The 20,895-nt window shown below is 38.7% G+C and carries 26 protein-coding genes; 18 read left to right on the top strand and 8 right to left on the bottom strand.

What is annotated here, in order from left to right; genetic code table 11:
* Positions 1-133: 133 nt before the first annotated feature.
* The gene (locus RM529_RS08680; protein WP_311484415.1) at positions 134-817 is read right to left on the bottom strand and encodes a hypothetical protein; all 684 of its coding nucleotides are present in this window, start codon (positions 815-817) and stop codon (positions 134-136) included.
* Between the two features lie 287 nt (positions 818-1,104).
* On the opposite strand from RM529_RS08680, the gene RM529_RS08675 reads away from it, so the two are divergent.
* Positions 1,105-1,401 carry a hypothetical protein gene (locus RM529_RS08675; protein WP_311484414.1) on the top strand — a complete coding sequence of 99 codons (297 nt, stop codon included), beginning with the start codon at positions 1,105-1,107 and terminating at the stop codon, positions 1,399-1,401.
* A gap of 151 nt (positions 1,402-1,552) precedes the next feature.
* Here RM529_RS08675 and RM529_RS08670 read toward each other — a convergent pair whose 3' ends face one another.
* The 3 genes from RM529_RS08670 to RM529_RS08660 all read right to left on the bottom strand — a co-directional run bounded on the left by RM529_RS08670 (position 1,553) and on the right by RM529_RS08660 (position 3,923).
* Positions 1,553-2,053 (bottom strand): DUF456 domain-containing protein, encoded by a 501-nt coding sequence (locus RM529_RS08670; RefSeq protein WP_311484413.1) that lies wholly within the window; start codon positions 2,051-2,053, stop codon positions 1,553-1,555.
* 32 nt (positions 2,054-2,085) lie between these two features.
* On the bottom strand, positions 2,086-2,865 hold the full coding sequence (gene otsB / locus RM529_RS08665) for a trehalose-phosphatase (RefSeq protein WP_311484412.1): 780 nt from the start codon (positions 2,863-2,865) through the stop codon (positions 2,086-2,088).
* 107 nt (positions 2,866-2,972) lie between these two features.
* Positions 2,973-3,923 carry a 1-phosphofructokinase family hexose kinase gene (locus tag RM529_RS08660; RefSeq protein WP_311484411.1) on the bottom strand — a complete coding sequence of 317 codons (951 nt, stop codon included), beginning with the start codon at positions 3,921-3,923 and terminating at the stop codon, positions 2,973-2,975.
* A 258-nt stretch (positions 3,924-4,181) separates the two neighbouring features.
* Here RM529_RS08660 and RM529_RS08655 point away from each other — a divergent pair, with 258 nt between their 5' ends.
* The 6 genes from RM529_RS08655 to RM529_RS08630 all read left to right on the top strand — a co-directional run bounded on the left by RM529_RS08655 (position 4,182) and on the right by RM529_RS08630 (position 8,980).
* On the top strand, positions 4,182-4,643 hold the full coding sequence (locus RM529_RS08655; protein WP_311484410.1) for a hypothetical protein: 462 nt from the start codon (positions 4,182-4,184) through the stop codon (positions 4,641-4,643).
* 47 nt (positions 4,644-4,690) lie between these two features.
* Entirely contained in the window at positions 4,691-5,053 is a 363-nt protein-coding gene (locus RM529_RS08650) for a BlaI/MecI/CopY family transcriptional regulator (protein ID WP_311484409.1), read from the top strand.
* Positions 5,053-6,549, top strand: coding sequence for a M56 family metallopeptidase (locus RM529_RS08645; RefSeq protein WP_311484408.1), 1,497 nt, complete (start codon positions 5,053-5,055; stop codon positions 6,547-6,549). Before RM529_RS08650 ends, RM529_RS08645 begins: the two co-directional genes overlap by 1 nt.
* 9 nt (positions 6,550-6,558) lie before the next feature.
* The gene (locus RM529_RS08640) at positions 6,559-6,792 is read left to right on the top strand and encodes a hypothetical protein (protein WP_311484407.1); all 234 of its coding nucleotides are present in this window, start codon (positions 6,559-6,561) and stop codon (positions 6,790-6,792) included.
* A 27-nt stretch (positions 6,793-6,819) separates the two neighbouring features.
* Positions 6,820-8,412 carry a hypothetical protein gene (locus tag RM529_RS08635; RefSeq protein WP_311484406.1) on the top strand — a complete coding sequence of 531 codons (1,593 nt, stop codon included), beginning with the start codon at positions 6,820-6,822 and terminating at the stop codon, positions 8,410-8,412.
* A 91-nt stretch (positions 8,413-8,503) separates the two neighbouring features.
* Positions 8,504-8,980 carry a hypothetical protein gene (locus RM529_RS08630; RefSeq protein ID WP_311484405.1) on the top strand — a complete coding sequence of 159 codons (477 nt, stop codon included), beginning with the start codon at positions 8,504-8,506 and terminating at the stop codon, positions 8,978-8,980.
* Positions 8,981-9,040: 60 nt separating this feature from the next.
* Here RM529_RS08630 and RM529_RS08625 read toward each other — a convergent pair whose 3' ends face one another.
* A complete protein-coding gene (locus tag RM529_RS08625) occupies positions 9,041-9,325 on the bottom strand; it encodes a YciI-like protein (protein ID WP_311484404.1) in 285 nt (94 codons plus the stop codon).
* 364 nt (positions 9,326-9,689) lie between these two features.
* On the opposite strand from RM529_RS08625, the gene RM529_RS08620 reads away from it, so the two are divergent.
* Positions 9,690-9,872 (top strand): type II toxin-antitoxin system HicA family toxin, encoded by a 183-nt coding sequence (locus tag RM529_RS08620; RefSeq protein ID WP_311484403.1) that lies wholly within the window; start codon positions 9,690-9,692, stop codon positions 9,870-9,872.
* Between the two features lie 24 nt (positions 9,873-9,896).
* Positions 9,897-10,304, top strand: a complete 408-nt coding sequence (locus RM529_RS08615; RefSeq protein ID WP_311484402.1) for a type II toxin-antitoxin system HicB family antitoxin — start codon at positions 9,897-9,899, stop codon at positions 10,302-10,304.
* A gap of 147 nt (positions 10,305-10,451) precedes the next feature.
* On the opposite strand, the gene RM529_RS08610 is transcribed toward RM529_RS08615, so the two are convergent.
* The gene (locus RM529_RS08610) at positions 10,452-11,585 is read right to left on the bottom strand and encodes a glycosyltransferase (RefSeq protein ID WP_311484401.1); all 1,134 of its coding nucleotides are present in this window, start codon (positions 11,583-11,585) and stop codon (positions 10,452-10,454) included.
* Between the two features lie 115 nt (positions 11,586-11,700).
* Between RM529_RS08610 and ruvC the strand changes: the two genes are divergently transcribed.
* Positions 11,701-12,252: a crossover junction endodeoxyribonuclease RuvC gene (gene ruvC / locus RM529_RS08605; RefSeq protein WP_311484400.1), complete on the top strand. Its 552-nt coding sequence runs from the start codon at positions 11,701-11,703 to the stop codon at positions 12,250-12,252.
* 54 nt (positions 12,253-12,306) lie between these two features.
* Here the strand turns inward: ruvC and RM529_RS08600 are convergent, their stop codons facing one another.
* Positions 12,307-12,501 carry a hypothetical protein gene (locus RM529_RS08600; RefSeq protein ID WP_311484429.1) on the bottom strand — a complete coding sequence of 65 codons (195 nt, stop codon included), beginning with the start codon at positions 12,499-12,501 and terminating at the stop codon, positions 12,307-12,309.
* Here RM529_RS08600 and hemW point away from each other — a divergent pair.
* The 8 genes from hemW (at position 12,448) to RM529_RS08560 (ending at position 20,308) form a co-directional block, all read left to right on the top strand.
* Positions 12,448-13,566, top strand: coding sequence for a radical SAM family heme chaperone HemW (gene hemW / locus RM529_RS08595; RefSeq protein ID WP_311484428.1), 1,119 nt, complete (start codon positions 12,448-12,450; stop codon positions 13,564-13,566). The two genes, RM529_RS08600 and hemW, sit on opposite strands and share 54 nt — an antisense overlap.
* 237 nt (positions 13,567-13,803) lie before the next feature.
* Positions 13,804-14,553, top strand: a complete 750-nt coding sequence (locus tag RM529_RS08590; protein WP_311484399.1) for a cyclase family protein — start codon at positions 13,804-13,806, stop codon at positions 14,551-14,553.
* A complete protein-coding gene (locus RM529_RS08585) occupies positions 14,553-14,903 on the top strand; it encodes a DUF4260 domain-containing protein (RefSeq protein ID WP_311484398.1) in 351 nt (116 codons plus the stop codon). Before RM529_RS08590 ends, RM529_RS08585 begins: the two co-directional genes overlap by 1 nt.
* Positions 14,904-14,905: 2 nt before the next feature.
* Entirely contained in the window at positions 14,906-15,523 is a 618-nt protein-coding gene (locus RM529_RS08580) for a DUF4230 domain-containing protein (protein ID WP_311484397.1), read from the top strand.
* Between the two features lie 24 nt (positions 15,524-15,547).
* Complete coding sequence (locus RM529_RS08575) at positions 15,548-15,910, top strand: MmcQ/YjbR family DNA-binding protein (protein WP_311484396.1); 363 nt, start codon at positions 15,548-15,550, stop codon at positions 15,908-15,910.
* Entirely contained in the window at positions 15,907-17,685 is a 1,779-nt protein-coding gene (locus RM529_RS08570) for a MutS-related protein (protein ID WP_311484395.1), read from the top strand. Before RM529_RS08575 ends, RM529_RS08570 begins: the two co-directional genes overlap by 4 nt.
* A gap of 169 nt (positions 17,686-17,854) precedes the next feature.
* Complete coding sequence (locus RM529_RS08565; RefSeq protein WP_311484394.1) at positions 17,855-18,859, top strand: metal-dependent hydrolase; 1,005 nt, start codon at positions 17,855-17,857, stop codon at positions 18,857-18,859.
* Between the two features lie 870 nt (positions 18,860-19,729).
* Complete coding sequence (locus tag RM529_RS08560) at positions 19,730-20,308, top strand: PhnA domain-containing protein (RefSeq protein WP_311484393.1); 579 nt, start codon at positions 19,730-19,732, stop codon at positions 20,306-20,308.
* 61 nt (positions 20,309-20,369) lie between these two features.
* Here RM529_RS08560 and RM529_RS08555 read toward each other — a convergent pair.
* Positions 20,370-20,895, bottom strand: a 526-nt coding sequence (locus tag RM529_RS08555) for a M20/M25/M40 family metallo-hydrolase (protein WP_311484392.1), incomplete at its 5' end; no start/stop codon positions are given.

Here is a 20,895-nt window from a genome sequence, read left to right as displayed (position 1 = left end):
TAAGGCGTAATATTTTTAAAAGACAGGAAAAGCAAATACGTTACAGAGGAAAATAAATTTTATACAGATATAAAAAAGCCGCCTTCAGTAGGGTGAAGACGGCCGTGTTCTATTGTATAATTTGACCCGATAGCTATTCTTCGGTGGTTAAAGTGTCAATTTCTGTACTGTAACCTGAGGTATCTATGCTGGAAGGAGACATAGGAGCACTGTTAATCTCAGCATCCATTTCCCTAAGGATATCTGCAGCCTGAGTGAAAAAGCCTCCTAGGAATAGATCACGCTCTTCATCGCTGCTGCTCCCTTCGGCCAACTCGTCAAGGTCGGCTCTTAACCCCTGTACTTCGTCTTCCAGTTCCGGATATTGGTCTCTTTGGATTGCCTCAAGGTTGTCAACAACCACTTTGCCGGTTTGCCTTATACTGTCCAGTTGTTGTTGGGGTTCCCACTGGCTAATGCTTTCCATCTCAGGGCCTGGAGTGTGGTTAAGTTCAATTGATTTTTCTTCCACAGCCTCCAGAAGGAGCATCATTGCTTTTTGTTGAGAACGGGGATCATTTCCCAAAACGTCATCATCGTCTCCTCTGTCTACATAATTAAGATATCTTCCTATTGCATTTTCTGGGTAGTCATTTTCAGCATATTCTTCAGTCTCATATTGCTCCAGTTGTTCGATTTGATCGTCATCCTGTGCATCATCATCAGATTCATTTCCGTCTGCCCAAACGAAGAAATAAAGGAGGGCGAGGAGTATTAATATTGCTACTAATATCCACGGCCAAACCGGCTTTTTCTTTTCTACACGTATTTCTGCCATATCATTCTTTTTTAGTTGTTTTTAATTTAGTTCTATTCTAAAATTAAGAAAATTAGGAGAGGGGAAGGATTAAACCTCTACTAAACAATTGTTAATTGTAAGGTTAGGCAGTCCTTCGTTTAATTCTGAAGGTCATAATTTCAATAATCTTGAAATTAAAAAGGCCCTGTGCTAAAGTTATCTTGATGCCTTGAGTATTCAATATTCTGATGTTTACATGATTAAAGTCATGTTTTGAGCGGTTCTGGCTACTTAAATTTATATCCTTAATTACAATACCTCCTATTATGACAGTAGATATTAAATGCGCCGGAGACTCGTGTAACGAAAATCTCTATAGGTACCTTATAAACAGCCTTGTGAAGCTGGAAGCAAAATATAAACAGTTAAAAGGTTCTAAGGTTCTCTTTAACGATATTGAAGATATTGAAGGGAAGCGAAAGAGTTGTGAAATCAAACTAAATGTATCTGGTCGGGAAATTTTTGCTTCTTCTAGGAATACCAATTTTGAATCAGCAGCAAAAGAAACGCTTAAAGTTTTGTATAAGCGCTTACATAACCACTATGAAACGCTAACTGACTAATCTCTATAGAAGGAAGTAAAATTTGTTTAGTTCTCCATAAGAGTGAATCACTAGCTGTAGTGGCTGGATCCCTCTTGCGGATTTAATCGAAAATTGTCATTTTTACAGGGATGTTGAAATAGATTCTTCAGAAGAAAAAGCAAACCTGATATTAAGTAAAAATCAGGCTTCGGTAATCCCACAATTTCCAAATAAAAAGAACAAGAAAAACAAAAGCGACTACAAATTCCATAAACGTAGAAGCCAGAAAACCGATAAAAGATCCGAAAGCGGCCCTTAAAGCGGTTTTTGAATTACTTTTATTTACGAGCTCCCCAATAAAGGCACCCACAAAAGGTCCAATTAGAATTCCGAACGGAATTGGCGCGATAATTCCTGCAATTAAACCAATAGTAGTGCCTATCATACCTGCTTTACTGCCGCCAAAGCGTTTAGTTCCCATAGCAGGAACAATTAGGTCGAGAGCATAAATTATCACAGCGACTATTAGACTTATTACCAGGAACAAGTAGTTCATAGGGACAGACGGTGCCAGGTGGAAAACAAGTAGCCCCAGCCAGCTTATGGGAACACCGGGCAAAACGGGTAAAATACTCCCTATAATTCCTGTGATTATTAAAATAGCGGCAATACTTATAAGTATAATGTCCATTAGTTGTTGAGAGACTTATTTAAGGCTAAAACCTATTTCTCCAGGAGAAGTTTAAAAAATTCTTTCACTTCATCAATGTTTTCCAGGGAATAATCTGCATAAGTTTTATTTCCGTGGTCACCTACCAGAATTCCAAGGCCGTCTTCTACATACTCAAAGGCATCTTCATCTGTAACATCATCTCCAATATAAACTGAAAAATTCTGGTCTTTTTCGCCCAATTGCTGTTTCAGGAACTCTACGGCTTTCCCTTTATGCCAGTCTATTGCGGGGCGAATTTCAATCACCTTTTTTCCATCGGCTTTTAATAATTCCCTATAATCTTTAAGAATTTCAGAAACTCGGTGGTGCACTTCGGAAACTTGACTCTCATTTACCTGACGGTAATGGATGGCGAGCGTGAATTTTTTTCGTTCAAAATCAACTCCGTTTATGTCCTTCAGCTTCTCTCGAAGTACAGGCTCAATTTTGTCAAATATCGGCAGTACTTTTTGTGCTTCGTCATTTTCTTTTAAGAAATTTCCGGGACCCGAAATTTCAAAACCATGGCTGCCGGCATAGTAAAGTTCAGGTAATTTTACACGCTGACTCACATCCTTCATTCCGCGCCCACTCACAACTGCTGTAGGATAAACCCGTGATAACTTATTCACGAGGTCCCGCATTTCTTCAGAAATTGCCGCGTCCTCGTGCTTTTCTACTATAGGAGCCAGTGTTCCGTCAAAATCGAGGAAAAGTAAAGGTTTATTAACTCTGAATTTCTCTTTTAATTCCGCTGCATTTTTAAGCGCAGAGGGAAGTTCGTTTGCCATGTTGTTTGTTTTTAATGTTTGATCTTTTCTGAAGGATGCTTATAAAATTAATTGTTTCCCGAAATGTATACCAAAGCAAGAGGTCGAAAATTGCCATTTTCGGACTTCTATTTGCTTAGTTGTTTTTGCGTTTCCCGTAACTCCTTGTAAAGTCTTTCGGCATCTTCCTTTTTCAAAAGCTCTGTTCCCGGAGAAATTAATGTGGCGCTACCACAGGCAAGACCAAAAAGTACTGCCTCTTCCAGCGACTTTTTATTGGCAAGGCTGTAAACAATTCCAGCAACCATACTATCACCTGCGCCAATAGAGCTGCTCGCTTTAACTTTAGGAGCCGGAAAGTGCTTTATCCCGTTTTTTGTCGCAAGGAAAGCGCCGCCGGGACCAAGGGAATGTACCACCACTTCTACAGGATAATTATCCAGTATTTTCTGAAGCATTTCTTTTCGATGTTCTTCTGTTTCTGCTTTTTGCCCTGTAAGATCCTGAAGTTCGTCCAGGTTAGGCTTTACCAGGTAAGCCCCCTGTTCTAAACCTTCGGCTAAAGCTTTTCCTGAAGTATCCAGGATAAATTTCACCTTCTTTTCCTGCGCTATTCTGGCCACTTTAGCGTAAAAGTTAGTTCCAGCTCCCGGCGGCAGGCTTCCGCTGGCAACCAGGAAGTCGGTGTCATCAAGGCTTTTTTCCAGTTTTTCGAGAAGTGCTGTAGCTTCAGATTCTTCCAGTTCCGCTCCCGGAAAGCCGAATCGGTACAGTTCTCCGGTGGAATTTTCGAAAACCCCGAAATTCTGGCGTAAATCATTCTTTACAGTAAAAGGTTCGTGGTTTATATGCTCATCGTCCAGGAGTTTAGCAAAAATATCACCGGTAAATCCGCCGCAGGTATAGATTGCTTTATTTGGTTGCCCCAAACGGTGCAAAACCCGCGAAATATTTACGCCTCCTCCTCCGGGATCTTTTTTTGGAGACTCAGAGCGCATTTTTACCTCGGGTTCTACCTTTTCTACTTCAGAATAAATGTCCAAAGCGGGATTAGCGGTTAAAGTGACTATTTTTTTCATATTACTTTGTTTCTATACAATCTTGATCTTCAGAATATCTGTTTCGATTTACTCATTTTCCCTAATTTAAATGTTCTTCTACGGAATATCGTATCCTGCTCAATTTTTGGAATTTATTTAACAGGTAGCAAAGAGGTGCAATTTTTTTTTCTACAGACGAAAACCTTTTTTAACTAATTGATTAGTTAAAACTAAATAATTAGTTTATATTAGCACTATAGTACTTTCTAAATTACTATAAGAAGACAGCATTAAGATATGAAGATTATACTATCAGCATTAATTATTTTAATTTCTTTTCAAATTTCAGGTCAGGAATTAAACAAAAGGCAGTTAAGTAAAATCTCAAAATTTGGAATAGACACTTCTAATTTTAATAATGACGAACATCAAATAAATGAAGATTTTAGAAATATTTTAAAAGCTGAGAGGAGACGGAAATCTAATAAAGTAGTAGGGATAGTATTAACTTCTTTGGCTGCAATAAGCATTGGATTAGGCGTTGCGACTTTTGCCACTCCCGTTGAGTCTGAAGGTCACGAAAGTGCTTTTAGAGGTATTATAGGAAGCTTCTTAGTGGGTACAGGTGCAATAGAAGGAGGAATTGGAATTCCACTATTATTTGTTTCAAGAAGGAAAAAACGGCAGAGAAATTTGCTGATAGAAAAATATAAAGATCCTCCAAATAAGTTAGTGATCAATAATAATTTATACAAATAGCGAATAATTTCACATTTATGCTTTACAGATTCTAAAAATTAGTCACAATGAAACAACTTACCAAGGCCGAAGAAGAAATTATGCACGTTCTCTGGAGTTTAAAAGAAGCTAATGTTGCCGCAATAATTGAAGAATTACCGGAGCCAAAACCGGCTTATAACACGGTTTCTACAATTGTAAGGATTTTAGAAAATAAGGAATTTGTAGATCATAGAAAGAAGGGGAAAGGCTATATCTATTTTCCTATAGTGGAGAAGGAGACCTATAGCAATCAAAGCATGAACAAGCTTATCAATAATTATTTTAATGGCTCTTTTAAGAGCATGGTGTCTTTCTTTATGAAGAAAAACGAAATGGGCACCAAAGATCTTGAGGCGATTTTAAAGGAAATCAATAAAAAAGACTCGTAATGCTACACTATATATTACAAATATTATTCTTTCAGCTTTGCTTTTTGCTGGCGTATGAGCTGTTGCTAAAAAAGGAGACTTTCTTTAATTACAACAGGTGGTATTTACTAATTACTCCGGTTCTTGCAATACTTTTGCCACTACTGAAGTTGGATTTTCTCGCAGCAGCAGTGCCTGAAAACGCAAGAATTATGCTTCCGGCGGTAGTAATTGGAGGTGAGACAACTACGGAAACCATGCCCGCGGCAATGGTTACTGCAGAAGAGGCCACAAATATCAACTGGTGGCTGGTAGTTTACGGTATCGGTCTTTCAGTAAGCTTCATCCTGTTTCTGAAAAAATACAATAGCCTGAACAAGATGTTCAGGTTTCGAAAAATTTCAGAAGAAAAAGATTTCAGGATCATTGAGATTCCAGGATCCAATGTGGCCTGTACATTTTTTAGTACTGTTTTTCTGGGCGATCAACTTTCCCAAGAAGAAAAACAGCAGATCCTTTCTCATGAGCTGGTGCATGTAAGACAAAAACACAGTCTGGATTTGATGCTTTTCGAATTACTTAAGATTGTCTTGTGGTTTAATCCGCTCATTTACATCTACCAATCCAGGATTGCCGGCCTGCACGAATTTATAGCCGATGAAGAAGTGGTTAAAGCCGCCGGGAAGAAAAATTATTATGAGCAGCTGCTCAACACCGCGTTTAACACGCAGAGTATTTCATTCATCAATCAATTTTTTAATCATTCATTAATCAAAAAACGAATCGTTATGTTACAAAAATCGAAATCAACAACAGTTTCAAAATTCAAGTTTTTATTCCTCATTCCGCTAATGACCGTAATGCTCACTTATGTGGCATGTTCTGAAGACAAAGCTGCTGAGGAAATTCAGACTCAGCAGGTAACAGAAGGGGTACTTTACCTGGAGGTCAATGACCTTGAAAATTTAACTTCTGAAGAAAGTCAGAAAATGACAGAAGCTATTACGCAAGCCTCTGGCAATCCCGAATACAATATTGTTGAAATTACAGATGGTGATAAATCGGTACGCTGGCATGAAAATCCGGATAAGTCTGAAGCAAATATTACCATGCAAAGAAATGATGACAAAACCAAATCTTCACATATTGATAAAGGGGACCTTCCTTATGCCGTCATAGAAGAAGTTCCGGCCTTTCCAGGATGTGAAGGTATCGAATCCAACGAGGAAAGAAAACAATGTACGTCTCAGAAAATCACGGAATTCCTGAATAATAATTTCAATACAGACCTGGGTAAAGAATTGGGCCTTAAGGGAACAAACCGTGTAATTGTTCAGTTTAAAATAGCTAAAGACGGGACTATACAGAAGGTTAGGTCTCGTGCAGCCGCACCTGAACTTGAGGAAGAGGCCGAGCGCGTCATTAAAAGCCTTCCTGTGATGACTCCGGGAAGGCAGAACGGAGAAGCGGTCGGCGTGATGTATTCGCTACCAATAGTATTTCAGGTAAATGAGTAGGTTCTTCTTTTGTTCATTATTTATTTAACAGCCTGCGGGGCCGGGGCACAAATTCCGGCCCTTGCTATTTCAGATAATTTATATGCGATGGGAAAATATGCTGAAGCTTCCGAAGCAACTTTTCTAAAACTTGCCAAATATTATAGAGCAAATGGGAACTATAAGGCAACGATGGAAAACTACCGGAAGGTTTTAGCTGAAAATCCTAACCGGCTTTTGACTGGACTAAAAATGAAGTATTGAAAACCCTTGATTCATAAAATAACTGTAATGTTGATAGATAAACTTAAAAAAATATTTTACACCTTAATTTTAATTGTTTCATTTTCTGGTTGTAGTCCGAAAATCAGTCAAAATTTTCAAAATAACAGGTACATAAATAATTACAGTTTACATATTATAAATGATTCCCTGGGAATCTATTTTAAAACTCCTGCCGATATTGATTTTGTACGAAGCAGGAAGGAACTAAAGAAAATCATTCAACATTCTTCAATAGACTTTCAGAATAAAATCCTCGCTTACGGTAGAACCAATTTTCCTCCTTACGAATTTTTTGTCACCATCGGAAATAGAAACTTTTCAGATGATAATAAGAATTTAATTGTTTTTGACACCGTATCCAGGGGAAAGAGAATCCATTTTATCGGTAATCCTTTGAACCAAAGCTCGGCTAATCCTTTAAGAAATGATTTGGCCGCTACCTTTAATAGTCTGGAAATTGGTGAGGGATATAGGAAAAATATTACTTCTGTCATGGAGATTGTAAGGAAATACAACGAATCTAATAAATTCTATTATGCTTTAGATCAAATACAGCAATTTCCGGCTTATGATAAAGCTGAAGAATGGACAAAATTTCAAATGGAAATTACCTATGCTTCTTTTTTAGGTGAAAATTTAATCTATAAAGAATTACTTGATCAATATGAGGCTAATTATACTCCTCAGGATTCCGTAAAAAACAAAATCGAAAAGGCCGCCCTCTTTAATACAGAAGCAATAAATTTAATTATTGAAGAAGCCGGCCGGCATAAAGTTGTGATGATTAATGAGAATCATTTTTATCCCAATCATAGGCTGCTCCTTTTAGAAATATTGCCAAAACTAAAGGAAATAGGCTACAATAAGCTAGCTCTGGAAGGTCTGGGAGCCAACCAGGATAGCATATTAAATCAGGAAGGGGGATATCCCACATTAAAAACCGGATTCTACACCAGTGAACAAAATTTCAGCAACTTAATTAGAGAAGCAAAATCTTTGGGTTATGAATTTGTAGCTTATGATGACATTAGTGCAAAAAATCGTGAAGTTAGCCAGGCAAAGAATCTTTTTGAAAAAACACTTGAAAAACACCCCAGGGATAAAGTTTTGGTTCTGGCAGGGATTGCCCATATCCTTGAAAAACCTACTAAGAATGGCAATAGTCGCATGGCTACAGTGTTGAAGAGCCAATACAAAATTGATCCCTTAACCATTAGTCAGACCCACCTGAGCTACTACCGCAAATATTTTGATGAAGATTATATCTTATTGAGCAGTAATGATTTGAGTGACTATCGTTTAAGGTCTGTAGATTATCATTTACTAAATAACAAATCTTTAGATTTTTCTCTGTGGGAATCAAATTTTAAATATAAAAATGAGCATGATTTTGATGTGCAGGTTGCTCTTTTTTACGCCAGCGAATTACTTTATAAAACCGATTATCACAATAAGGTTCCTTATTTTACTACTATAGTCAAAAAGGGTGAAACGGTTAATTTGCCGGTCAAATCCGGAAAGGAAATTTATTTATACAGCTACGACAAGAATGGGAACAGGATAGATAAAACTGTATTAGGTTCTTCGGGTAATAGCTAATAAGCTTAAAGTTTAGTGGTACGTTACATTTACATTTCCGGCTTTAACCTCATTTTCATTACTTTTGCTCAAAGTCAATCGCCAATTTGTAATGAAAAGAAGTTTACTGCTAATTTTAAGTTTTCTTATTTTAACTTCCTGTAATTTCGAGACAAAAAAGATTTCTTCGGAAGAGGTTCTGGACCAGGAATCCAAAATGCTCAACTGGAAAGAAGTCGACGAATACCCGGCATTTGAAGACTGCCAGCAGGAAACAGAATTAGCACAGGCGAAAAACTGTTTCGAAAGGAAAGTCGCTGAAAATATCTACGCTTACCTTGCCAAACAACAGCCGGTGGTTACAGAGAGTATAGACGACACCTTGTTTTTATACCTGGAAGTAAGCAAAGAAGGCAGACCCCGGTTGGATTCAATTGCGGTAGATACCACGGTTACAAATCAGTTACCAAAAATTAAAGAATGGCTTTACCAGAGTATCGATTCCCTTCCCAAAATTTATCCGGCCAGCAAACGTGGCATTCCGGTAAAAACAGCTTTTAAAATGCCGATTTTAGTCAAAGCAGAATAATTCAACAGATAATTGTTCCCCTACGCCGGAGGGGTGTCCGAAGGACGGGGTGGAAGTTAGCTATTGCGTATCTCCTACTGCCACATTCCATTTTCTTACACTCCATTCTTTTACTAGTCCGTTTTTAATATATGGATCTTTTTCAGCGAATGTTTTTGCCGCAGCATTATCTAGAGCTTTAAAAATCAGCAATGCCTCATCTGCAGGATCGTCCATGGCTCCGGCTAAAACAAGCGTTCCGGTTTGGGCAGTTTCCTTTGCCAAATTTAAATGTTCAGTACGGTATTTCCCGCGATCTTTAAGATAATTTTCCTGAAGCTGATATTTTAAGACGTAATAATTCATAGCTTTTTTTTGACAATCTACGGAATATTGGTAAAAGAGTGAAGGAGTGAAAAGTAATTGTTTAAGGATGCGGGGTCTGCGAAAATCTACGTTCTCTGCGGGAGATTTTTTGTGAGAGATTCTATTCGCGAATTGGTGGTTTAAGAAATTTCACTAGTAAATGAGTAAATGAGTAAAAAGTAATTCTTAAGAAGACTGGTGTCTGCGGCAATCCCGTTCTCTGCGGGAGATCTTTTGGGAAGAGATATAGAACACCTATAGCTTGAAGCTAAGCAAATTTTAAAATTGGAACCAAGCCTTCTTAAAAACTTGCTCTTTTTATAATAAATTTTGCCACATAACACTTTTGTTATAATTTTGTATAATGAAGTCGGATGCTTTAATAAAAGTTATAAGGAAAGACGGATGGTACTTAGTTAGAACAAAAGGCAGCCATCACCATTTTAAGCATCCGGTCAAAAAAGGAATTGTGACCATACCACATCCTAAAAAAGATATTCCGAAAGGAACGTGTAATTCAATTCTAAAGCAGGCTGGACTTAAGTAGTGCGGCCAATAAAAAATAGTGGTGATGAAAAACGCAGTAAAGGTTTATGTGGAGAAAGCAGAGGATGGAACGTATTGGGGGAGTACCCAAAATATTCCAGGCGGAGTATCGGCCTATGGAGAATCTCTGGAAGATTTAAAACTAAATTTAAAAAAAGCCTTTGCAGATTATCTGGAAGTGTCTGAAGACCTGGAAGAGGATTGGCTTGGGGACGTGAAAGCAATGGACGGTTTCGAATATAATTTAGATATTCCTTCCTTTTTCAAGCTTTTGCCGGTAAAAATTTCTGCTATTGCCGAAAAAGCAGGAATTAACGCTTCTTTAATGAGACAGTATGCTACCGGAAAAGCCAATGCTTCTGAAGAACGAGCCAAACAAATCGAAAAGGCCATCCATGAGCTTGGGGAAGATTTGCTGTCTGTTTCTCTTTAAAAAAGGAAAAGAGTGAAAGAGTAAAAGAGTGAATGGAATTAGTCAACCTCACGGCCGGGATTTCATAAGCGGTATTAATTCCAAATTTGTCATTAAGAATAGTAACTTAAAGCTTACTGCCTACAGCTTAAAGCTATAAAGAAGCATTCAGCTCCTAAACCTTCTTCCTTTCCATTCAAATCCAGAAAACAGCGATTTTAAGGCTACAAATCCGGAAAAGAAGGGATAAACAATACTGCACCAAAAGTAATTGCGCATCAGGAGTTCTTTTTTAAAGAATTTCGCAGCCAGGAAGATCAGGATAAAGTCGGCGTTAAATTTTAGCAGGAAAATTATAAGAATCGGCTGTTCCGGAAGTTGTTCAAAAAGCACCAAAAATGCCGCTACAACTAGCGAGACATTCATTAGCAGAACACTGAATCCGGCAAACCTCGAAAATGTAGATTTATAGGCAGTGGCTTTTGCGGCCCAGCGCACCCGCTGCGAGATAAGCTGAGGCAATGTCTGCTGAGGTTTTGTTGCTACAATGGCTTTTTCGGACTTTAAAAATTCAACTTTCAGTTTTTTTTCCTGAAATTTCTGAAGTAAAAAAATATCGTCCCCACTGGCGATTTTATCGTTTCCGGAAAAACCTTCCGCAGCCAGAAAAGCCTCTTTTTTATAGCACAAATTCGCGCCGTTGCACATAAAAGGTTGTTCTATCCCAAATGCGCCAACGGTGGTGGCCTGCAGGCTCATAAAATCCAGCTCTTCAAACTTCTGAAACAGCTTTTTGTATTTAGAATTCCTAAAACCAACAGGTGCGCAAATCATATCGGCATCAGTTTTTAGGATAAAATCGTTAAAGGTTTGTAGCCAGAGTTTAGGCACAACACAATCGGCGTCTGTGGTGACTATATACCGATAATTGCCATTTTCGATGCCCCGCTTTAACGCGTCCTTTTTTGGTGACCCTGTCAATAATTCGTTGTCAAGAATGCTAATCTTCAGGTTTGGGTGTTCGAGCTGAAATTCTGAACATATTTTGACCGAATCATCTTCAGAAGCATCATTAATCAGTAAAATTTCAAATTTAGAAGCCGGATATTTCAGTTTGGAAAGCGATTCTAGTAAATCCGGAAGGTTTTCAGTTTCATTTCTGAAAGGAACTATAATGGAAAAGCCAATTTTCGGCTCAAAATGTTCAGTTTTAAATTCAGGAACCTGGTTCCAGCCGTAAATAAGGGTGATTATCAAAACCAGGTAACAAACTGCGATAAAAATAAAGATACTTAGCAGCATTTGGCAATTTTTAATGCGGGTCTAAAAATAGGGGTAACAAAACAGAATTCCTTAGCTTTGTGAAGCTGTTCGAAAATACACAATTTCCCACAGCCTCACCCCGAAAAGAGCAATTTTGAAGAGCGAAAGAATAATTTTAGGTATAGATCCGGGAACGACAATTATGGGTTTCGGACTCATAAAAGTGGAAGATAAAAAAATGCAGTTTTTGCAACTGAATGAGCTTCAGCTTCAAAAATACGACGATCCTTACGTGAAGCTGAAATTGATTTTTGAGCGTACGATAGAACTTATCGACACCTTTCATCCTGATGAAATTGCGATTGAAGCGCCGTTCTTCGGAAAAAATGTACAATCTATGCTGAAGCTGGGCCGGGCGCAGGGAGTGGCGATGGCAGCGGGTCTTTCCCGGCAAATCCCAATTACAGAATATCTTCCGAAGAAAATTAAAATGGCCATTACCGGCAACGGAAATGCCAGCAAAGAGCAGGTTGCCAAGATGCTTCAAAGTTTGCTTAACCTGAAAACTTTACCAAAAAACCTCGACTCAACCGACGGACTAGCAGCTGCGGTTTGCCATTTTTACAATTCCGGCAAAGTTGTGGGTGGAAAAAGCTACACCGGCTGGGCTGCGTTTGTAAAACAAAATCCGGGGAAGGTGAAATAATTTGAAAATGTGCCAATTTGAAGATTTGAAAATGAATTTCACATTGCCTTTTTTTCACATTAAGAAAATAATTTCCTTAACCCCGGAAGGGGGAATAGCTCCTGGGAATAAGAAGAAATATTCATGAAAACGGCAGCCAATAAGAGTATCAATGATAAGCTCCTCCCCTCCGGGGAGGTTGGGAGGGGATTCGGTATTTACATCCATATTCCTTTTTGTAAGCAGGCCTGTCACTACTGCGATTTTCATTTTTCGACTTCTATGAAGAAAAAAGATCAGTTGGTGGATATGCTTTGTCGGGAGCTGAAACTTCGGAAAAATGAACTTCCGGAGAAGGAAATCAGGACAATATATTTTGGCGGCGGGACTCCGAGTTTACTGACTTCGGAAGAACTTCAGCAGATATTTACTACAATTTTTACCAATTATCGTGTTGCTAAAAATCCTGAAATTACTCTGGAAGCCAATCCAGACGATCTTTCCGAAGAAAAATTGAAAATGCTGAAAGCTTCAAAAATTAACCGACTCAGTATTGGCGTACAGTCATTTTTTGAAGAAGATTTAAAGCTGATGAACCGCGCACATAATTCCGAAGAAGCTTTGAAAAGCATTCAGCTGGCGACAAAACATTTCGAAAACATTTCTATAGATTTAATTTACGGAATTCCGGATATGAGTGCAGAAAGATGGCAACAGAATCTGCAAATCGCCCTGGATCTTGGTGTGCCGCATATTTCCAGCTACGCGCTTACGGTAGAACCTAATACGGCGCTGCATAAATTTATCGAAAAGGGGAAAATAAAACCAGTAGACGACGAGGCTGCAAAGGCACATTTTGAGATTATGGTGCGCATGCTTAAAAATGCCAATTTTCGGCATTATGAATTTTCGAACTTCGGGAAAGAAGGTTATTTTTCGCAAAATAATACGGCGTACTGGCTGGGGAAATCTTACCTGGGAATTGGCCCCTCGGCACATTCGTATGACGGAAATTTCAGAAAATGGAATGTGAGCAATAATTCACTTTACATAAAAGCACTGGAAAAAAATGAACTTCCTATGGAAACGGAAGAGCTAACGATTACAGATAAGTACAATGAATATGTAATGACGCGGCTGCGAACGCAGTTTGGAGTAAATATTACTGAAGTGGAAGAATTCTTTGGTGCAAAATATAAAACTCACTTTCTTAAAAATGCAGTGGTGCTGCAAAAAAAGGAACTGCTTGAAAATAGAAACCAGGTGTTGCATGTTTCTTCCAAAGGCAAATTTCTAAGTGACGGGATTGCTTCAGATTTGTTTTATCTTGATTAGTGAAAAGTGAAAAGTGAAAAGTGAAAAGTGAAAAGTGAAGAGTGAAAAGGAAAAGAAACTTTCCACTTTCCTCTCTTTTCAAACCCGCCCTTCGTCAAGCTCAGGGGGACATTAAATTCCATACTTTCAAATTTGACTAAGACTGAAAACCCACAACTCACAACCGAATTCCGGCCTTAATTCAAAATTTAAAATTCATCATTTAAAATAGTGAAAAAGCTTCCCTAATTTAGCCATATGAAGGCAAAAATTGATCATGATGCTAAAACCTACACTATCGACCTGTCGAAGCCGCTGGATATTTCTATAGGTTTACGCGGGGACAGTAAGAATCCGGGTGCCTGGTATCTTTCGGCGCCCCAGATAAATCCGGTAAGAGATGGGGATTTTGTTGGGAAAGTGAGTGAGGGAGCTTCGGTTAATTTCAACAATATCCGGTTCAATCCGCATGCGCACGGCACTCATACCGAATGTGTGGGGCACATCTCCCGGGAATTTCACAGCATTAATCAAATCCTGAAAAAATTCTTTTTTACAGCTAAATTAATTTCCGTAGAACCCGAAAAAAGAGGAGAGGATTCAATAATTACTGAAGAGCAATTAAGGTCGAAAATTGCCAAAAATGAAGCCGAAGCTCTGGTCGTTAGAACACTTCCCAATTACATAGAAAAGCGGAGCAGAAAATATTCCAATACCAACTGGCCGTACCTGGAAGAAGCTGCAGCGCGGTATATTAGGGAATGCGTAGTGCAACATTTGCTTATCGATTTGCCTTCTGTAGATAAAGAACGTGACGGCGGTAAATTGCTGGCGCATAAGGCCTTCTGGAATTACCCGAAAAATACCCGAACGGACGCTACAATCACCGAATTTATATATGTTTCCAACAATATTACAGACGGGGAATACCTGCTCAACCTGCAAATTGCCTCTTTTGAAAATGACGCTTCCCCGGCAAAACCGGTTTTATATAAAATTCAGCACTAATGAAAATTACCTTACAATTCGAAGAAATGGCGATGCTCGCGCTTGGCATTTACGCCTTCAGCTTTCTGGGACTTTCCTGGTGGTGGTTTGTCGGACTCTTTTTTGCGCCAGATTTTGGAATGCTGGGGTATGTGGGAGGAAATAAATCCGGAGCTTTCTTTTACAACATTTTTCATCATAAAGGGCTGGCAATTTTGCTGTGGATCGTGGGTTTCGCTTTGCAAAACGTAATTTTACAATTAATAGGATTAATTTTGTTTTCACATTCGGCTTTTGATCGTATTTTAGGCTATGGCCTCAAGTATGAAAAAGGCTTTAAATTCACACATCTGGGAGAAATTGGTAATTAATTATGGAGCTTTTATTTATCGGGCTGGCCGTGGGTGCGGTGGTTGCGTATTTTATTTTTGCAAAATTCAACAGTAACCGTTCAAAGGAAAATACCAGCGAGCAGTCGGTAGTGTTAATGGATAAAATCCGTAGCGTTTGCAAGTTTATTACGGTAGAAGGCGATTTCGCTGAGATTTACCACTACGAGAATCTAAAGGAAAGGTATGTAAGCCTTTTCCTTGGAAAGAAAAAAGCTATTATCCTTATTAATGCCAAGGCGCATATTGGTTTCGATTTAAGTAAAATAAGTATGGAGAGCGATACTGAATCGAAACGGATCATTCTTACTAATTTTCCGCAGCCGGAATTGCTTACCGTAGAAACAGATTTCAAGTATTACGACAAACGTGAAGGCTGGGCGAATCCTTTTACCACCTCAGATTTAACCGATATTAACCGCGATGCAAAAAGACATATTGTAGATAAAATCCCGGAAAGCGGACTTTTTGAGCAGGCTAAAAAAGAAGCTTTGGGCACAATCCTGCTTATGGAAAAAATCGTGGAAACCATCGGCTGGAAACTGGATTATACGGCACTTACCTTAAAAAAGGCCGAAGATAATAAGAAATTGAAGTCATAGGTTGCGCTCTTAAAACCTGGCAATATGAACATCGAAACCTTTAGAAATTACTGCCTCACCAAAAAAGCGGTGACCGAAGAACTTCCTTTTGGACCCGATAATCTTGTTTTTAAGGTTATGGGCAAGATGTTTGCATTGGCTTCTCTGGATGAAATTCCGTTAAGAATAAACCTAAAATGTGACCCTGAAAGAGCGCTGGAATTGCGGGAACAACATGAAGAAAATATCTTACCGGGCTATCACATGAGTAAGAAGCATTGGAATACGTTAATTTTAGACGGTAGGCTAAGGCCTGAAATGATCTTTGATTTAATCACTCATTCCTATGATCTCGTTGTGACGGGACTAACCGGAAAACAACGAAAAGAACTGGAAAATTTAGAATGAAAAATACTTTAGAATTTTATACTCATCAAAAAAGTAATCACGAGCAGCAGTTAGCTGTACTTTCCAAAAAACTATTGTTTTCCAGCCTTATCAGGCTGCTGGTTTTCCTGGCGATTTGCTTCGGAATCTATTATTTCTTCGGGAATATAAATGCAATGGTTCCGGTAATTATCGGCGGGATCGCGATCTTCCTATTTCTTGTTTCCAGGCATAGCGATATTAAAGAAAAGAGCGATAAACAGAAGGAACTTATCAGGATCAACGAAACCGAAATTGATATTTTAAAGACGCGAAACTTTCAGGATTTACCTTCAGGAAGTGAATACGACGATCCTGAACATCCTTACAGTCAGGATATTGATCTTTTTGGAAGAGGTAGTTTTTTTCAATATCTCAACCGTACTGCTTTGCACGAGGGAACCAAAAAACTGACGGGAATACTGAAAGAAAATTCCATTGAAGGTATAGAACATAAGCAGGAAGCTGTAAAAGAACTCAGTGAAAAGGCGGTTTGGCGGCAGGAATTTACTGCATTAGCAAGACTGGTAAAAACCGAGACCGCATCTGCGACGGTCCTGGACTGGTTCAGGAATTACCGGTTTTTCGTACCTGCAATAATGAAATGGCTACCTCTGGTCTTCAGCATCATATCGATAATTGCCATTTTAGCCTATGCGCTGGATTTCATCAAAGGAATTCACCTGCTGTTGTGGTTTTTGGTGGGGATTCTCGTTACGGGATATTTTCTGAAGAGGATAAATTTGCTTTCCGGCAGTGTGAGCAAGGTTCAGGATACTTTTCACCAGTATCACAGGCTGCTGGGGCTTATTGAAGATGAAGAATTTACTTCTGAAATCCTCAAAAAGAACCAAAATATGATCCGTTCTGAGAAAGAAAAGGCTTCAGCGATCTTCAGGAAGTTTTCCAAGGCTATTGATGCTTTCGATCAGCGGAATAATATGTTATTCGGCTTTTTTGCCAACGGATTTTTGCTCTGGGATTTACAGCAGTCTTATAAGTTGGAGCGCTGGATTGGCAATTATCGGCAAAATGTGGAGAACTGGTTCGAAATTATAGAATTTACCGATGCTTATAATTCGCTGGGCAACTTTGCTTTTAACCATCCGCAGTATGTTTTTCCGAAGATTAATAGTGAGAATTCGGGGATTGTAGCAAAAAACCTTGCGCATCCGCTTCTAAACCCTGAAAAAAGAGTTGCGAACGATTTTAATATTAATAATGAAGAATTTTTTATCATTACCGGGGCAAATATGGCCGGGAAAAGTACTTTTTTGCGTACCGTTTCCCTGCAAATTGTGATGAGCAATATTGGGCTGCCGGTCTGTGCTGAAGCATGTACGTATTCGCCGATTAAATTGATTACCAGCATGCGCACCAGCGATTCGCTTAATGATGATGAGTCTTATTTCTTTTCTGAATTAAAACGACTGAAGTTTATTGTAGACAAAGTAAAAACTGACCGCTATTTTATCATTCTGGACGAAATCCTGAAGGGCACGAACAGTACCGATAAAGCTACAGGAAGTAAAAAATTCGTGAGGAAACTGGTAAAATCCCATTCCACCGGAATTATCGCTACCCACGACCTGAGCCTTTGCGAAATTTCTGCGGAATTACCAGAGGTGAAAAATCACTACTTTGATGCTGAAATAATTAACGACGAACTTAATTTCGATTACCAGTTTAAAGACGGAATTTGCCAAAATATGAACGCCTCATTTTTGCTTAGAAAGATGGAAATTGTAGACGACTAGTGGTTTGTAGTTTGGAGTTCTTTGTTCGGAATTCCGTTGTCACCCTGAGCTTGACGAAGTGTGAAATGGGATTGGCTTCGCACGCTCAGCCTGATTCATCAAATGACAACTAAGAACCGACAACCGATAAGAACAACAAACATTAAACGACAAACAACGAACAAAAACATTGGATTCATTAACACAAATCGTATTAGGAGCTTCTGTAGGAGAAGTGGTACTGGGCAAGAAAGTCGGCAACAAAGCTATGCTTTACGGTGCTATTGCAGGCACAATTCCAGATCTGGATACCTTTGTGGGCTACTTTACCGATACAATTACGGCTATTGAAATCCATCGTGGCTTTAGTCACTCCATTGTATTCTCGATTCTTTTTGCGCCTGTTTTCGGCTGGTTAATTTCAAAGATTGAAAGAAAATCTGAGGCCAATTGGAAAGACTGGTCCAGGTTGATGTTCTGGGGTCTGGTCACGCATCCGTTACTCGATGCACATACCACGTGGGGAACTCAGCTCTTCTGGCCACTGGATTTACGGCTGGCATATAAGAATATATTTGTGATCGATCCGCTTTATACGCTTCCATTTCTCGTGTTTCTTATTCTTGCAATGCGGAAAAAAAGAGCTTCTCCTGAAAGGCGTAAACTTAATTATTGGGGACTTCGTATAAGCAGCTTTTACTTACTGGTGGTTACTTTAATGCTGAAGGCTTATACCTTCGGAAAATTTACAGATTCTTTGGACAACCAGGGAATTGCCTATGAAGATATCGAAACAAAACCGGCTCCCTTAAATACTATCCTCTGGACGGCGAATGTCAAACTGGAAGATAAATTTCTGATTGGCGATTATTCTCTTTTTGATTCGCAGCCTGTTCAGTATTACGAATATCCCAAAAATCATCATTTATTGGGCGATTTAAAAAATGATAAAAATGTGCAACGGCTTATCGATATCAGTAATGGCTGGTACACTATTTCAGAAAAAGACGGAAAATTGTTTTTTAATGATCTCCGTTTTGGAACATTAAGCCTTGCTTCCAAAGATGAAAACTTCGTGTTTAGTTACGAACTTATTCCGGAGAATGGAACGATAAGAGCCAGGGAAGTGAAAAAGGGCAGGAGCGATGCTAAAAAGTTACTGGCAGACCTGGGAGAACGGATTTTAGGGAATTGAGTTTTGAAGTGGAGAGTGGAAAGTTCAGAAGAATTTAAAATTACGAAGATTAATTTTCAGAAACGCGAATTTTAAAGTCTATAGGCATACTCTAAAAATGGCAATTTTCGACAATCATTAGGTGATTTGGAAATTATAAAAGTACTGGAAACCTATAATTGCCACTTAATTATGGATAAAACAATAAATTCTTAAAATAGAACATTAAAATGCAATTAAGTTCCTCTGATTTTTTCTTTTGAAGAGGGAACATTTTTGGATATAGCTTCTACAACTTTCGATATAGGAAGAACTTCAATAATCTTCTTTATAAAATTTCCAAAAGCTTCTAGATTTTTAATTGGTATTAATGTTAAATAAACCGTTAGAAAGACCACCACTACCAGACAACAAATCAGAAAGATCATTAAATATAAGTTCATATTATTCTATTTTTCAATAATGATAAATTGAGAAAGGTTTTATAAATAGACTATAATTACTAATACCTTTAAAGATTATTAAACCATTCAAAGGACATCCATTCCTTTATCTACAACGAAGGTATATTAAGTGCTGAAAAAAAGGTGTGACAAACAAATTGTGTATGCGTAGTTACCACTAACTTGAATTTTATTGCAGAAATTTTTCGAATGAGAGGTTTAAAAAGAGCGACATACAGGTGGAAATTTAATCTTTCAGAGTCACAAATTTTAAACTTTAAAGCCATCTTCTTAAAATGGCCATTTTCGACATTCATGTGATTTAGAAATTATAAAGTACTGGAAACTTAGTGCTTTCAGTTTGTAGCATTTTCCGTAAACAAACCTGTTGTAAGTTTATCGTAAAAATCTATCCGATTCATTTACTTTTGCGTATTCAAATCAAGAAATGGAATTACAGGAACAATTACAGCAAAGAAGCGGCTCCAGGTGTGAGTTGTGTGGAAATACTAAAAATCTTCAGGTTTACGAAGTACCGGCGTCTCCGGTAGAAGGTGAAGAAGGGTGTATTCTGGTTTGTTCCACCTGCCTGGAACAAATTGAAGATTCTGAAAAAGTGGAGCCGAATCACTGGCGTTGTTTAAATGACAGTATGTGGAATACGGTTCCTGCAGTTCAGGTAGTTTCGTGGCGAATGCTTAACCGCTTACGTGCTGAAGGATGGCCGCAGGATTTACTGGATATGATGTATATGGACGAAGATCTAAAAGCCTGGGCAAAATCTGGTGAAAGTTCTGATGAAAAAGCTGAAGAAATTGTGCATAAAGACAGCAACGGAGTGGTAATAGAAGCTGGAGACACAGTTGTTCTCACCAAAGATCTTAATGTAAAAGGATCCAGCATTACCGCCAAACGGGGTACTGCGGTGCACAGGGTTTCGCTGGTGCATGATAATCCGGAGCAGATTGAAGGAAAAGTGGAAGGACAACAAATCGTGATCCTGACGAAATTTGTCAAAAAAGTCTGACGATTGCATAAGAAACCTCACAGGTTTTTAAAACTTGTGAGGTTTAACCTACTTATATGCATTATTCCTCCTCTTTCAGAGCTGTAAAGTATTTATAAAAATATGGAATGGTTTCAATTCCTTTCAGGTAGTTCCAGATTCCAAAATGTTCATTTGGAGAGTGGATGGCGTCGGTGTCGAGTCCGAAGCCCATCAGGATAATTTTGCTTTTCAGCTCTTTTTCAAATAAAGAAACTATCGGAATACTACCGCCACTCCTTTGCGGAATTGGAGTCTTGCCAAATGTTTGTTCATAGGCTTTACTGGCTGCCTTAAAACCATCATTATCGATAGGCGTTACATAGGCATACCCACCATGATGAGGTTTTACTTGCACCGTAACCGCATCGGGCGCAATTTTTTCAAAATGCCTTTTGAAAAGGGCGGTAATCTCTTTCCAATCCTGATCTGGCACCAGTCGCATCGATATCTTAGCAAAGGCTTTTGCGGGAAGCACCGTCTTCGCGCCTTCGCCAATATAGCCACCCCAGATTCCGTTTACATCCAAAGTTGGGCGAATAGAAGCTCTTTCGAGAGTAGAATAACCG

The sequence above is a fragment of the Autumnicola edwardsiae genome, assembly GCF_031846505.1.
Taxonomy (GTDB): Bacteria; Bacteroidota; Bacteroidia; order Flavobacteriales; family Flavobacteriaceae; genus Autumnicola; species Autumnicola edwardsiae.
This window is presented reverse-complemented; position numbering and strand designations above follow the sequence as displayed.

Excerpts from the sequence above, each read along its gene's own strand:
- otsB (WP_311484412.1), bottom strand. The coding sequence starts at position 2,865 with ATGGCAAACGAACTTCCCTCTGCGCTTAAAAATGCAGCGGAATTAAAA.
- RM529_RS08580 (WP_311484397.1), top strand. The coding sequence starts at position 14,906 with ATGGAGCTTTTATTTATCGGGCTGGCCGTGGGTGCGGTGGTTGCGTAT.
- RM529_RS08655 (WP_311484410.1), top strand. The coding sequence starts at position 4,182 with ATGAAGATTATACTATCAGCATTAATTATTTTAATTTCTTTTCAAATT.
- RM529_RS08620 (WP_311484403.1), top strand. The coding sequence starts at position 9,690 with ATGAAGTCGGATGCTTTAATAAAAGTTATAAGGAAAGACGGATGGTAC.
- RM529_RS08585 (WP_311484398.1), top strand. The coding sequence starts at position 14,553 with ATGAAAATTACCTTACAATTCGAAGAAATGGCGATGCTCGCGCTTGGC.
- RM529_RS08590 (WP_311484399.1), top strand. The coding sequence starts at position 13,804 with ATGAAGGCAAAAATTGATCATGATGCTAAAACCTACACTATCGACCTG.
- RM529_RS08575 (WP_311484396.1), top strand. The coding sequence starts at position 15,548 with ATGAACATCGAAACCTTTAGAAATTACTGCCTCACCAAAAAAGCGGTG.
- RM529_RS08560 (WP_311484393.1), top strand. The coding sequence starts at position 19,730 with ATGGAATTACAGGAACAATTACAGCAAAGAAGCGGCTCCAGGTGTGAG.
- RM529_RS08635 (WP_311484406.1), top strand. The coding sequence starts at position 6,820 with ATGTTGATAGATAAACTTAAAAAAATATTTTACACCTTAATTTTAATT.
- RM529_RS08660 (WP_311484411.1), bottom strand. The coding sequence starts at position 3,923 with ATGAAAAAAATAGTCACTTTAACCGCTAATCCCGCTTTGGACATTTAT.
- RM529_RS08625 (WP_311484404.1), bottom strand. The coding sequence starts at position 9,325 with ATGAATTATTACGTCTTAAAATATCAGCTTCAGGAAAATTATCTTAAA.
- RM529_RS08680 (WP_311484415.1), bottom strand. The coding sequence starts at position 817 with ATGGCAGAAATACGTGTAGAAAAGAAAAAGCCGGTTTGGCCGTGGATA.
- RM529_RS08645 (WP_311484408.1), top strand. The coding sequence starts at position 5,053 with ATGCTACACTATATATTACAAATATTATTCTTTCAGCTTTGCTTTTTG.
- RM529_RS08670 (WP_311484413.1), bottom strand. The coding sequence starts at position 2,053 with ATGGACATTATACTTATAAGTATTGCCGCTATTTTAATAATCACAGGA.
- RM529_RS08675 (WP_311484414.1), top strand. The coding sequence starts at position 1,105 with ATGACAGTAGATATTAAATGCGCCGGAGACTCGTGTAACGAAAATCTC.
- RM529_RS08570 (WP_311484395.1), top strand. The coding sequence starts at position 15,907 with ATGAAAAATACTTTAGAATTTTATACTCATCAAAAAAGTAATCACGAG.
- RM529_RS08650 (WP_311484409.1), top strand. The coding sequence starts at position 4,691 with ATGAAACAACTTACCAAGGCCGAAGAAGAAATTATGCACGTTCTCTGG.
- RM529_RS08630 (WP_311484405.1), top strand. The coding sequence starts at position 8,504 with ATGAAAAGAAGTTTACTGCTAATTTTAAGTTTTCTTATTTTAACTTCC.
- RM529_RS08610 (WP_311484401.1), bottom strand. The coding sequence starts at position 11,585 with ATGCTGCTAAGTATCTTTATTTTTATCGCAGTTTGTTACCTGGTTTTG.
- RM529_RS08615 (WP_311484402.1), top strand. The coding sequence starts at position 9,897 with ATGAAAAACGCAGTAAAGGTTTATGTGGAGAAAGCAGAGGATGGAACG.
- RM529_RS08600 (WP_311484429.1), bottom strand. The coding sequence starts at position 12,501 with ATGAAAATCGCAGTAGTGACAGGCCTGCTTACAAAAAGGAATATGGAT.